Genomic DNA, 12,095 nt, shown 5'->3' with positions numbered 1-12,095 from the left:
TGTTGTTATCTATTGCTAAATTGTCTCATTAGTTCTTCAAGCTGTTCTTGTTGCTCTATGTCTTTTCCAGTGACTTTCATGTAGATATAATAGATTATTGTAAGTATACTTAAGATAAATGCAACTAAGTTTACAATTTTCCAGGTGTTTACACCTTTTATACTATATGTGTCAGGGTTTTGATTGTATGTTTCAGTAGCTTTTTTAGCTAAGTATAGCCCAATTCCTGATAATACAAGTCCTCCAAACCCACTAGTGCAACAGCATCCAATATAAGACACTATTCCAAGAATCATTATTACTTGTTCGTTAGGTAGTTTTTGTTTTTCCATTGTTTAAATTTAGTTTATTGATTTTAGTTTATATAAATTTTATAAAAATAACTCACAACCATAATAACGCCATTTGCTATTGCAAGAACAGCTATAGGTGTTAAATAGTTTCTTTTTTTATCGAGTAGATGTAAGCTAATAGTAAGACCAAATAGGATAAGAGTGTAAATTGCAGGAAAAGTTTTAAAAGCTTCAATAAACTCTCCGTCTACTAATAAAGCTAAAGATCTTTGTGTGCCGCAACCCATACAATCAATTCCAAATATTGATTTGTTCATACAAGGAACCATATATTCTTCCATAAAATTATTTGTATTTGCTTACAATTTTACAAATAAAAAATGTAATTGTAGTTAAATCCTTTAATCTTTTTTACTTTTGATACTGAAAAAATAAAATAAAAAAGCAATGTCAGATTTTCAAATAGGAGATAAGGTTTCGGTTTTAGATGAAGCAATTGATGGAGTTGTTGTTGCGGTTAATTTTAATCAAATTACCATAGAAACTTCGGATGGTTTTCCGATGACATATTTTGTCAACGAACTAGTTAAAAATTTAATTTCCAATGATTTAAAAGGCTTTATTTCATCTACTGCTATAAGTCAAGTAAAAGCTGAAAAACAAGAAGAAAAAAAGCGAAGTTTTACAAAAGACAAGAAATCTTCAAGAGAAATTTTTGCTTTAGAGGTAGATTTACATATCGAAAAGCTAGTGCCAAATAAAAACGGATTAAGTAATTATGATATTTTAAATATCCAAATGGACACAGCAAAAAGACAAATGGATTTTGCTATTCGTAACCGAATTCCTAAGTTGGTTTTAATTCATGGCGTTGGCGAAGGAGTTCTAAAAGCAGAGTTAGAATTCCTATTAAATAGATATGAAAATATAACTGTCAAAGAAGCCAATTACCAAAAATATGGTCAAGGTGCCATGGAAGTTTATTTTCTACAGAAAAAGTAAATTAGATTGTTGTTTGATAACTCCCTACTAAATATTCTTCAAAACTAAAGCTATTAGTCCCATTTGAAAAATTTACATTTATAAGTTTGAAAGAATAAGTATAACCTAGTAAAGTAGTTCCGTCTGTGTCAAAATTTTGGGTTGTAGTTACATCAATTGTTCCACCAGTTGCGTTCCATTCATTGGTTACGACAGGACTTGCTGGTGCAATATTATCACAAAGAGTTGCAGACGCTACCGTACTACTATATAATCTATAGATTATTGAAACAGTATTATTATCTATTGCGTAAGATTTTGTATAAGGAAAAGTAGTATAAGTTGCATCATACGTATAAGGCTCAGCCGTAATATCTAATAGCAATAATTCATCATCATTTATTTTATATAAAAAAGTTTTGTTGTCACCCGAACACTTTTGAATTTGTTGACTCGAAAAGTTAAAAGACTCAAGTGTAATATCACCATCATCACAAGAATTGTACATAAAAACAATTGATATAAGAAATAAAAGCTTTTTCATTAGGGAATAATTTTTAGCAAAAATAACTTTAATCTTTATATTATAAATTTTTTTTGATAAAATTATGATATTAAAATCACTGAAAACCTTTTCAAATTAAAAATTCTACTATATTTGAAAATTAACTAACCAATTCAATTTTTTTGATGAGTACACCCATAAAAACTAATTACCCAGCACTTTATACATTAATTACAGTGTTTTTCTTTTGGGGATTTATAGCAGCTGGAAACAGTATTTTTATTCCTTTTTGTAAAGATTACTTCTCTTTAGACCAATTTCAATCGCAATTAGTGGATTTTGCTTTTTATACAGCCTATTATATTGGTGCTTTATTGTTATTTGCTCTAGGAAATAATTCGGGTAAAGACATTGTCGGAAAATGGGGTTATAAAAAGAGTATTGTTTACGGACTTCTATTTTCTGCCCTTGGAGCTGGAGCAATGATAGTTGCCGTTGAAGCGAATTTGTATGCAGGAATGTTAATTGGTCTTTTCATAGTTGCTTTAGGGTTTTCATTACAACAAACAGCTGCTAATCCATTTGCTATTTTGTTGGGTGATCCAAAAACAGGAGCAAGTCGTGTGAATCTTGGAGGTGGAATCAATTCTTTCGGAACAACAATTGGTCCTATTGTAATTGCATTGGCTTTATTTGGAACAGCTTCGTCGGTTTCAGAAGAGCAAATCAAACTTTTAGAATTGAATAAAGTTGTGATTTTATATGTATGTGTAGGTTTGCTTTTTGTAGCTGCTGCAGGTTTGTTTTATTTTTCTAAGAAAGTACCAAGCGGAATTTCTGATGAACCTATAGAAAAAGCAAATAAAGCATTGAAAACATTAGTTGTAATGACAATTCTGTTAGCTATAATGTTTACACCTGTTTTTCATAGTTATAAAAGTGAAGACGGTTTAAAAATAGAAACACTTCAAAAAGAAATTAAATACGATAAATCAGATAAAAACATTAATGATTTAAAAGACTATACTGGTGATGAATTAGCAGTATATAGAAATAAAATGCAAGCTAAAAGCGATGAATTAACAGAATTAAAATCTAATTTAGAACAATATAGAATGAATTGGCTTTTAGGAGCTTTAGCAGTTGTTATAGGTGGAATTTTATTTTCATATTCTTCTGCCAAAAAGAAAGCAGAAGGTTGGGGAGCCATGCAATATCCTCAATTAGTTTTGGGAATGTTAGCCATTTTTACTTATGTTGGAGTTGAAGTTGCTATTGGAAGTAATTTAGGTGAATTATTAAAACTAAAAGAATTTGGAGGTTTAGAATCCTCTGATATTGCACCCTATATTTCAATGTATTGGGGAAGTTTAATGATTGGTCGTTGGGCTGGTGCTGTTAGTGTTTTTGATTTAAAAGGTGCTAAGAAAACTATTGCTTTAATCATTGTGCCATTGGTTGCTTTTGCTGTTATTCTTGGTGTTAATATATTGTCAGGGAAAGATATGAAACCTTTGTATTATTATGTTTTCTGTGTATTCATCCAAATTGGTGCTTTCTTTTTGACTAAAGATAAACCAGCAAGAACTTTAACTATTTTCGGAACTTTTGGAATCATAGCAATGCTAATCGGATTATTCACAACAGGAACAGTAGCTATTTATGCTTTCTTAGCTGGTGGATTGGCTTGTTCGATTATGTGGCCATCTATTTTTAGTTTATCAATTTTAGGTTTAGGAAAATATACTTCTCAAGGTTCTGCGTTTTTGGTTATGATGATTTTGGGTGGTGGAATTATTCCGCCAATTCAAGGTAAATTGTCTGATATTATCGGAATTCACCAATCGTATATTGTTGCTGTTGTTTGTTTTGCTTACTTAACACTTTTCGCAATTTTAGTGAAAGGAATTCTGAAAAAACAAAACATCGATGTCGATGCCATAGAAGTAGAAGGAAGTCACTAATTTCCACAAAAGTGAAAAGCTCATCCTATAAATTCCAAATTCCAATAGCTATACGAAAGTTGGAATTTGGAATTTCTTTTTTTGAAATTTTATTAATAGTATCTTTGCCAATAATTTAAAAATCGAATGTCAAAACATATATATTTAGATAGTGCTGCTACTTCATCAGTACATCCAGAAGTAATTAAAGTAATGGTTGAAGTATTGCAAAACGATTACGGAAACCCATCATCAACGCATAGTTTTGGTAGAAGTGCTAAGACTTTAGTTGAAACAGCTAGAAAAAGCATTGCAAAACATTTAAATTGTTCGGCTCAAGAGATTATTTTTACGAGTAATGGAACAGAAGCAACGAATTGGATTCTGACTTCTTTGGTAAAAACGCAACAAGTTAAACGTATCATCACTTCTAAGATTGAACATCATGCTACTTTATACACTGTTTTAGCGCTTCAAAAAGAATTTGGTATACAAGTTGACTTTGTGTCGATTTTGCCTTCTGGTGCGATTGATATGAAACATTTAGAAGAACTTTTAAAACAAGATATTCCAACATTAGTTACCTTGATGCATGTGAATAACGAAATCGGAACTGTTTTAGACTTGGAAAAAGTTTGTGCTTTATGTCAAGATAAAAAAGCTTTGTTTCATTGTGACACGGTACAATCTATTGGAAAAGAAACTTTAGATTTAACTAAATTGCCTATTGACTTTATCGTGGCAAGTGCTCATAAATTTCATGGTCCAAAAGGAGTTGGGTTTACGTTTATTAGAAAAACGGCTTCTATAACACCTTTTACGCATGGTGGTTCTCAAGAAAAAGGATTGCGTTCTGGTACTGAAGCTGTACATCAAATTGCTGGAATGTCTAAGGCTTTGGATTTATGTATTGAAAACTTAGAAGTTGATAAAAAACACATTAGCCAATTAAAAACGTATTGTTTAGAACAATTGAAGACTAACTTTCCGGATATTAAGGTCAATGGTGAAGATTCTTTCTATAATATCATTAATGTGTTGTTGCCTTTTTCTGAAGAGAAGACGGCTATGATTTTGTTTAATTTGGATATGAAAGGAATTGCTGTTTCGAGAGGAAGTGCTTGTCAGAGTGGAAGTATTAAGCCTTCTCATGTGTTGGCTGAGATTTTAGCTGATGAAGATATTAAGAAACCTTCTTTGCGAATTTCTTTTTGTCATGATAATACCAAAGAAGATATTGATGCTTTAATTGATGGGTTGAGTGGGATTTAGAAGTTAGAATTTAGAAGGCAGAAGTTGGAAATTGATATAAAAAAAGCACAGGTGAAATTTTACTTTCTCTGTGCTTTTCCCTTTTAAATTCAATTATTATGAGTTATTGAATGCTTTTTATGATGTTTGCTGCGATTTCGTTTTGACCTTCTTCACTTGTGATATATTTTCTATCGTTTTCGTTTGAAATGAATCCTAATTCTAAGGATATTGCTGGACAATTGGATTTTTTTAAGATTGTGAAGTTGGCTTGTTTTACTTTCCCTAATTTTAATTTATCATTGGCAATGGCTTTAATTATTTTTTCGGCTTGTGCTCTTGATGTTTCGTGATGGCTGTTGTTTTCTGATACATATGCTTCGACTCCTGACTGTAAGTCTTTAGGATGAGAGTTGACATGTAATGAGATTATTAAATCTGGGTTTAGTTCATTAATTCTGTTTACTCGGTCAGTTAATGAGATGAAGTTGTCTGTGTCTCTTAATAATACGATTTCTACTTTTGAGGGATCGTTTTGTTCGAATATCTTTTTTGAAATTTGTGCTACGATGTCTTTTTCGTTAATGTCGTTAGCGACGGCACCGTGGTCGTGTCCTCCGTGACCGGCATCGATTACTATTAGTTTTTTGTTGTTTAGTGATGTGAAAGAAACTAAGACTACTACTAAACATAGGCTAAGAAGTGAGAGTACTTTTTTCATTGGTTTGGTTTTTAGGTTTGTGGTTTTATAGATAACGTATATTTTGTGGTTTTTATTTTGTTGTCAGTTTTCAGTTTTCAGTTGTTGGTTGTTGGTTGTCGGTTGTTGGTTTTCGGATGTTTGGTTATTGATTTGGGTTGTGATTTGTTTTAGTTGTTTGTAGGGCATTGTGGCTAGGGTTTGGTTGATGCCTTTTTGGTTTTCGGTTTGTTTTAGGTTGTTTAGTGGGTGTTCTTTGGGTAATTGTTGGTCTTTATAGTGGCTGTAAAGCAATAGATCGTTTGGTTCGCAAACTAGGATGGTGCATAGTTTTTCTATGTGGTCTAAGCGAAAACTTCTGGTGGTGCTGTTTAAAAGTAGGTTTGCTGTGTGGTAATTGAAGCCTGATTTTACTAGAAATGAGTAAGGTCTTTCTATGCCGCGGGCTTGGAATATGGGTTTTAGGTTTAGTGATAGCATACTTTTGTAGTGGTTTTTTGGTTATGGTTTACTAAAAGTATAAAATATTTTGTAAAAAGTGGAATATTTTTTTAAATAAATTAAAATGCAGGTGCGAACTCTCTAAAGTATGTTGAAAGCTCTTTAAAGTAAGTTGTAAGATATTAAAAGTAAGTTATAAGATATTAAAACAAGGTTATCATAACTCAAAACAAGGTTATAAAAGCCTAAAAATATATTATAAAAATCTAAAACGAGGTTATAATAAACTAAAACAAGGTTTAAAAAAGCTAAAATGATGTTGTAATAAACTAAAAGTAGGTTAAAAGATTTCTAAAATATGTAGGGAGTTTCTAAAAGTGGTTTAGAATAATTTTGAAGTGGGTGAGGGGATTTTTGGGGAAGGTGTTGGTGTTTTTTGGTTTTGGGTTTGTTTGGAAACTACATTAAGGGTTTTTTGTGGAAAAGGGTAAAAAAAACTGCGAAGTTTTTAGGCTTCGCAGAGCTAGATTGTTTTTTTTTATTTTAAATAATAGAAATAGCTTTATCAATTAATCTCTTCTTTAGTTTCACAATACTATCAATATCTGGTATATCTATTTTTTCACCATCGATTTCAATTTTGTGACTAGTATGTGTGATATATAAATCACATACTTTTTTCTTTTGATTATCATCAATTATTATAGAGAATTTTCCTTTAAAGTCTTTATATCCAATTGAGTTAGTATCAATTTGTTTGTGCTGTGCAAGAATAGTTTTAATAACATGAAAAACCTTTAATTCATCTTCGGTTGTTATTACGCCTGAGTTAGCATTTGTAGATTCTTTAATTATTAATCTATCAAGTGCAGATTTTAAAGAAACAGAATTTATGAGTTCGGTAATTTGTTTTTCAATATTTTCAGTTAAACGACTACCATTCATGTGAGAAAAAATTGCTTTAACAAAATCTCTTGATGGACTTGCAAGTTCTTTAAAAAGTGCTTCTTCAAAACCTTCCATAAAAAAAGTTTCTTGTGCAGATTCAATAATATTTTTAGTATCTATAGATGTAGCATAAAATTCTGCTAATTTTTCTAATTGGCTACCATCAATATTATCCCAATCAAATACATAGAAAGGAGTAGGGTGTAAACTAAAACCTGCATTATTATTTCTACAATAAAATTCATACTGTATTCCATTAGTTAGAATACCTATTTTAGAATCATTAGTATTATTAAAATATTCATTTAATTGTGCGAGATGCTTATTGTTTAATTTTACATTACATTTTTTTACTTCAACTATAATCTCCGGTTTATTTCTAAATAATATTGCATAATCTACTTTCTTACCTTTTAAATTTGCAAAATCTGCATCGAATTCAGGAACTAAATTGCTGTTTTCAAAACCACGATTAAATCTTAAGCATTCAAAAAAAGGTTCTACTAAATACATTCTTGTTTTTGCTTCGTTATCAGATAATTCCATTCCTTTTAAAATGTCAAAATTGGAAAGTGATTTTCTAATTTCTTTTACGATTTGTAGAATATTTGCCATAGGTTTTTATTGTTTTAGATTATAATAAATAATGCTTTTGTAAATATATAAAAAGAAAAAGTAAGATTTTACGGTTTTCCGTAAATGTGTGAAATAGTTTTATAAAAAAAATCCTCAACGTTTTTTGTTGGAGATTTTTTGTGGCTTTGTTTCAGTGGCTTTGATAGTCACTGACCTTAACAAAAATAAAACAAAATTACGAATCATAGAGGTTTTTCCGAAGGAAAATCCAAGCCCAAGCCATTTTATAAAGCCATTGTTAGCAGCATATTTTATTTCCATATTTGTCCACCAGAAATAATAATAATACCATATAGAGGAAGCAAAATTGTTACAAATATTAGAATTATAAATTTTAGATTATTCAAATCTCGAACACACGAGATTTTCTCTGAATTAGTGCGTTTTAATTTAGAAGAGAAAAATTTATGAGTTAAGTAAAGCCATAATATGCTAATTGGGTAAAAAAGTAATTTGTTCGTTGAGTTGTCATTACTAAGACTAGGAACTTTAAAATGAAACATTTTACTAAGAAGTAATATCACTAGAAAGAAGTGAGTAAGTTGCATAATAAATAATATACAACTTGTATTGAATGTTGGGTCTATCGTTTTTTTTGATTTTAAAAAATTGTAAAATTTGAGATATAGAGCTGTATACATTGGTTTTACTTGATTTTTTTCAGTATTGAAGCTAACTCGTATGTATCCGAAATTCGCATTTGTTATTACTTGTAAATATATAAAAAGAAGTAATAAGGTTTTTACGGATTATCGTAATTGTGTGAAATAGTTTTATCAAAAAAATCCTCAACTTTTTTTGTTGGGGATTTTTTGGGTTTGTTGTTTATGGCAGTTGCTATAAAGTATTGTTTTACATTGTTTTTATATAGATTTCCTCAAAAATTGGATCTTCAACAATCTTTATCAATTTTTCGTTTAGTGCTGAGATTCCGTTTAATTTATTTTTGATTTGGCTAAAACTTACCCCTTTATTCTTTATTAGATTGAATATAGAAGAAATGATGTCACCAGTAACCACACTAAGTAGGCTTTTCTCTTTTTTTTGATTGGAAATATATAATTTCAATTCGTTTAAAGTAATGGTTGGGTATTCATTTATCAGCGTTTGTATAAATTCAGATTTTCTCTCTTGACCTAACTCAATTAACATTTTTACATTTCTATTATGAATTTCTAAAAACTCGTTTGGTGAATTAACTAAATGAATGTTCTTAGGAAAGTTGCAAATTGCAGTCAAGGATTTTATTAAAATATTTTTATCTGATTCGTTCATGTTTTTTAAATTAATGTACAGTTTTCACATAGCTGCAAAGTCTATTAATTTGCACTTACAGTTATTTGTAAATATATAAAAAGAAAAGTAAGATTTTTACGGTTTCCCGCAATTATAAGAAATAATTCAATAAAAAATCATCAACGTTTTTTGTTGGGATTTTTGGTTTTATTTGAAACATATTAGTGGTATAAGTTTTTTGAAAGGGTTTGTGGTTTTCAAATATGCTTTACAGAAGTTTTTCTATGGATAAAACTAAGCTAAAACCATTTTGCTAAACTTTGTTGGCAGAAGTGGAACTAGATAATTTCTGACTTCAACTTTTTTTCTACTAAAAAATAAATAAAAATTAGTCCCAAAACATTGATTGGTAAAATTAGAATATCATAGTAATCTAAAAAAAAGAAAGTTAAAGATAACAATACTAAAAATGAATATAACCAAAGTAAATATTTTGCAGCATATTTGTTAGCAAGCTTCCAATGTTCTAAACTTTTTTTAGCACTTCCAAGTTGATAACCGTAAAAAAAGTTCGGTTTCTTTGGCGGAAAAACGTATAGAATAAAAAAATAAGTTAGAAAGAAAATTAATATAAAGGTCATAATAAATTTTTTGTCAGTTGATCGTAATGTTTTTGTTCTCTCTACTTGGATTTAATACTTTTTGCTAACGTTTTGCGTGTGTGAGAAGTAGCGTATTAAAAGGCACTTCACTTTCAGTTTGATACATACTTTTATTAAAAGCACATACCTTTGATTTAGCACTGACCCCGCTATTTCTTATACATGCTGTTAGCAGCTGCTCTTTTTTTATTAATATAGTTTAAATCTCTCAAATGTTTGTCCGTTAAATTTATATGCTCCATTCTCGTGTGTTCCAAGCCAAAGGTCACCATTGTTGTCTTTGTAAATGCTAAATAGCGTAATGTCTTGTAAGTTATCTTGAACGGTATAATGAGAAATTTTCGTCCCATCGTATTTCCAAACGCCACTTTGATAAGTTACAAACCACAAATTATTCTCGTTGTCTCTTACTGTTGAAAGATACTCATTTAGACCACTTGTATTTTTCCCATCTAAACTACCTATACTTTCGTGTCTTGTATAAAATTTATTGCTTTTTATTGTTATACTGTCGTAAATACTATAACGGTTTTCGGTATTGAACCAAAAGTCACCATTTTTATCTTCCGTAATTGAACGCACTCCGTTTGCTCCTTCGTTACGAAATTCTGTCACATCTTCTTCGGTTATCCAATCAAACGATTTTCCATCATATCGGCAAACACCAACAGGGTTTGTTCCAAACCAAATATTTCCATTTATGTCTTTATAAATACTGTAGATTCCAAAAGGATTGGGCAGACTTGGTGGCTTAGGCAACTGCAATTTATGTAAAGTTGTACCGTCATACCGATAAATGTAATTTTCTAAATCGAATGTATGTTTAAACCATAAATCTGTGGATTTAAGTTGCCAATCATTGCTGGAGATTGGAGCTAATGTTGTAAATGTATTTCCGTCAAACTTAACAATGGTCGACTTTGGATAAAAGCTGGTGAAGTATATATTACCAGATTCATCTTGCTGTATTTCATCAACTCTATTGTTTGGCAAACCGTGCTTAGTTGTGTAATTAATCAATTTCTTTCCATCATATCTATAAACTCCTGTTTCCCAACTTCCAAACCAATAGGTATTTTTCTTGTCTTGGTAAACAATCATTATACTGCTTCCAAGTTCCATTACTGTGTCGCCATTTATAAATGGGTTTGAGTTATTTTTCTTATCAGTTGTCTGGCCATTGCACGAAGTCAACAGAGTTAAAATGCTCAGTAATAAAAGTATATTTGGTTTCATTGTTGTTCTGTTTAATCTTCGCAAGGTCGTTTATGAGTTGTTGCAAACGTTTTGCGGCTAGCGAAAGCGGTTTGAATTAATCACTGACCAAAACAAACATAAAACAAAATTACGAATCATAGAGGTTTTTTCGAAGGAAAAACCAAGCCTAAACCGTTTTGCTAACCGTTGTTGTTTGTAGTTTTTCTTTTATTGCCTAACCAACTAACAACTACTAAAGTCAGACTCAAACCTATTAAAAACCACCAATAGTATTCAGCAAAATCTTTATTAGGTCCTAATCCATTTATCATACTTTCATCGTATTCCACTTTTCGTTTTAACTTATAAAGTTCAGAATCTAGCGGAAGATTTATTTTATATTCAGCAATAATATTTTCATTAAGCTTTTTTAATTCTAAATAATTCTCTTTTTTTTGAATATAAAAATTGAAGTTTTCGCTGGAACGATTCATCATCCTAGAAAAAATTATAATTACAATAATTATAATTATGTTTTTAGTGATTCTTATAAAGTTCATGTTTTTCACGTACCGATTTTTTAAAATTACTTACAACGTTTGACGGCTTGTGGCAGTTGCGTAAATTTAAGACAAAAAATCACAAGTACAAAACTCCTTTTTAGAATTTTCGGAGAAAATTCAAACAAAGACCAAGCCGAGCAATTGTTACAAACGGCTGTTGGCAGCAGTTCTTTATTTCCATAAAAGTGCTGGTTTATTTATGTCTAAATCATTAAAATTATGTTCTAAATTTGATTCGCCAAAACACTTTGAGTTTTCATATGAAATTTTTAAATAGTTTTTCGTTTTGTCATAAAAGTGAATCCATTCTAACAAAATATATTCTGCATTTTCAATTATTAACTCTGAATCGTTATCAATAATAATATTCGGTTTTTTTATTGTCAGTTTTGTTTCTCCTTCAAGTATTATTTCTAAAATTTCACATTCTGAATCATAAATTGCACCATAAATTTCATATGTAATATCTGTTGGACGACCAAACCAATGACCAAAGAAACAAAATGATCTTGAATAGAAAGAAATATATTTTGTTGGTTTTTTGTAATCTGAATTATACTTATTTAAAAAATTATCAATTGTCATTTTTGTTATAAAAAATTACGTTATTTTTTTTAATTCTTTTGTCTCCGATTTGCGCACGAATTGCTGCCAACTCGTAAATATACGAGAGTCCTACTTTATAATTACTTGTAAGTATATAAAAAGTAAAAGTAAGGTTTTAAGGTTTTGCGTAATT

The 12,095-nt window shown here is 30.0% G+C and carries 12 protein-coding genes; 3 read left to right on the top strand and 9 right to left on the bottom strand.

The window, feature by feature from the left end; genetic code table 11:
• Positions 1 to 5: 5 nt before the first annotated feature.
• Both AAC008_RS01700 and AAC008_RS01695 read right to left on the bottom strand, forming a co-directional pair.
• Positions 6 to 332 (bottom strand): CCC motif membrane protein, encoded by a 327-nt coding sequence (locus tag AAC008_RS01700; protein ID WP_339887032.1) that lies wholly within the window; start codon positions 330 to 332, stop codon positions 6 to 8.
• Positions 333 to 355: 23 nt separating this feature from the next.
• Complete coding sequence (locus AAC008_RS01695) at positions 356 to 634, bottom strand: DUF2752 domain-containing protein (RefSeq protein ID WP_339887031.1); 279 nt, start codon at positions 632 to 634, stop codon at positions 356 to 358.
• A 106-nt stretch (positions 635 to 740) separates the two neighbouring features.
• Between AAC008_RS01695 and AAC008_RS01690 the strand changes: the two genes are divergently transcribed.
• Positions 741 to 1,295, top strand: coding sequence for a Smr/MutS family protein (locus AAC008_RS01690; RefSeq protein ID WP_339887030.1), 555 nt, complete (start codon positions 741 to 743; stop codon positions 1,293 to 1,295).
• Position 1,296: 1 nt separating this feature from the next.
• On the opposite strand, the gene AAC008_RS01685 is transcribed toward AAC008_RS01690, so the two are convergent.
• The gene (locus tag AAC008_RS01685; protein WP_339887029.1) at positions 1,297 to 1,818 is read right to left on the bottom strand and encodes a hypothetical protein; all 522 of its coding nucleotides are present in this window, start codon (positions 1,816 to 1,818) and stop codon (positions 1,297 to 1,299) included.
• Positions 1,819 to 1,964: 146 nt separating this feature from the next.
• Here AAC008_RS01685 and AAC008_RS01680 point away from each other — a divergent pair, with 146 nt between their 5' ends.
• Positions 1,965 to 3,743 carry an MFS transporter gene (locus AAC008_RS01680; RefSeq protein ID WP_339887028.1) on the top strand — a complete coding sequence of 593 codons (1,779 nt, stop codon included), beginning with the start codon at positions 1,965 to 1,967 and terminating at the stop codon, positions 3,741 to 3,743.
• A 126-nt stretch (positions 3,744 to 3,869) separates the two neighbouring features.
• Entirely contained in the window at positions 3,870 to 4,994 is a 1,125-nt protein-coding gene (locus tag AAC008_RS01675; protein ID WP_339887027.1) for a cysteine desulfurase family protein, read from the top strand.
• 103 nt (positions 4,995 to 5,097) lie between these two features.
• On the opposite strand, the gene AAC008_RS01670 is transcribed toward AAC008_RS01675, so the two are convergent.
• The 6 genes from AAC008_RS01670 to AAC008_RS01645 all read right to left on the bottom strand — a co-directional run bounded on the left by AAC008_RS01670 (position 5,098) and on the right by AAC008_RS01645 (position 11,941).
• Positions 5,098 to 5,694, bottom strand: a complete 597-nt coding sequence (locus tag AAC008_RS01670) for an N-acetylmuramoyl-L-alanine amidase (protein WP_339887025.1) — start codon at positions 5,692 to 5,694, stop codon at positions 5,098 to 5,100.
• Positions 5,695 to 6,657: 963 nt separating this feature from the next.
• On the bottom strand, positions 6,658 to 7,677 hold the full coding sequence (locus tag AAC008_RS01665; protein WP_339887023.1) for a type I restriction enzyme HsdR N-terminal domain-containing protein: 1,020 nt from the start codon (positions 7,675 to 7,677) through the stop codon (positions 6,658 to 6,660).
• A gap of 873 nt (positions 7,678 to 8,550) precedes the next feature.
• Positions 8,551 to 8,973 (bottom strand): hypothetical protein, encoded by a 423-nt coding sequence (locus AAC008_RS01660; RefSeq protein ID WP_339887022.1) that lies wholly within the window; start codon positions 8,971 to 8,973, stop codon positions 8,551 to 8,553.
• 812 nt (positions 8,974 to 9,785) lie between these two features.
• Positions 9,786 to 10,832 (bottom strand): two-component regulator propeller domain-containing protein, encoded by a 1,047-nt coding sequence (locus tag AAC008_RS01655; protein WP_339887021.1) that lies wholly within the window; start codon positions 10,830 to 10,832, stop codon positions 9,786 to 9,788.
• A 161-nt stretch (positions 10,833 to 10,993) separates the two neighbouring features.
• Positions 10,994 to 11,353: a hypothetical protein gene (locus AAC008_RS01650; protein ID WP_339887019.1), complete on the bottom strand. Its 360-nt coding sequence runs from the start codon at positions 11,351 to 11,353 to the stop codon at positions 10,994 to 10,996.
• 174 nt (positions 11,354 to 11,527) lie between these two features.
• Positions 11,528 to 11,941, bottom strand: coding sequence for a hypothetical protein (locus AAC008_RS01645; RefSeq protein ID WP_339887018.1), 414 nt, complete (start codon positions 11,939 to 11,941; stop codon positions 11,528 to 11,530).
• Positions 11,942 to 12,095: the final 154 nt, after the last annotated feature.

This window comes from uncultured Flavobacterium sp. (genome assembly GCF_963975515.1).
Classification (GTDB): Bacteria; Bacteroidota; Bacteroidia; order Flavobacteriales; family Flavobacteriaceae; genus Flavobacterium.
This window is presented reverse-complemented; position numbering and strand designations above follow the sequence as displayed.

What these genes read in the sequence shown, in the direction of transcription:
- AAC008_RS01700 (WP_339887032.1), bottom strand. Translation starts at nt 332, where the DNA reads ATGGAAAAACAAAAACTACCTAACGAACAAGTAATAATGATTCTTGGA.
- AAC008_RS01695 (WP_339887031.1), bottom strand. Translation starts at nt 634, where the DNA reads ATGGAAGAATATATGGTTCCTTGTATGAACAAATCAATATTTGGAATT.
- AAC008_RS01690 (WP_339887030.1), top strand. Translation starts at nt 741, where the DNA reads ATGTCAGATTTTCAAATAGGAGATAAGGTTTCGGTTTTAGATGAAGCA.
- AAC008_RS01685 (WP_339887029.1), bottom strand. Translation starts at nt 1,818, where the DNA reads ATGAAAAAGCTTTTATTTCTTATATCAATTGTTTTTATGTACAATTCT.
- AAC008_RS01680 (WP_339887028.1), top strand. Translation starts at nt 1,965, where the DNA reads ATGAGTACACCCATAAAAACTAATTACCCAGCACTTTATACATTAATT.
- AAC008_RS01675 (WP_339887027.1), top strand. Translation starts at nt 3,870, where the DNA reads ATGTCAAAACATATATATTTAGATAGTGCTGCTACTTCATCAGTACAT.
- AAC008_RS01670 (WP_339887025.1), bottom strand. Translation starts at nt 5,694, where the DNA reads ATGAAAAAAGTACTCTCACTTCTTAGCCTATGTTTAGTAGTAGTCTTA.
- AAC008_RS01665 (WP_339887023.1), bottom strand. Translation starts at nt 7,677, where the DNA reads ATGGCAAATATTCTACAAATCGTAAAAGAAATTAGAAAATCACTTTCC.
- AAC008_RS01660 (WP_339887022.1), bottom strand. Translation starts at nt 8,973, where the DNA reads ATGAACGAATCAGATAAAAATATTTTAATAAAATCCTTGACTGCAATT.
- AAC008_RS01655 (WP_339887021.1), bottom strand. Translation starts at nt 10,832, where the DNA reads ATGAAACCAAATATACTTTTATTACTGAGCATTTTAACTCTGTTGACT.
- AAC008_RS01650 (WP_339887019.1), bottom strand. Translation starts at nt 11,353, where the DNA reads ATGAACTTTATAAGAATCACTAAAAACATAATTATAATTATTGTAATT.
- AAC008_RS01645 (WP_339887018.1), bottom strand. Translation starts at nt 11,941, where the DNA reads ATGACAATTGATAATTTTTTAAATAAGTATAATTCAGATTACAAAAAA.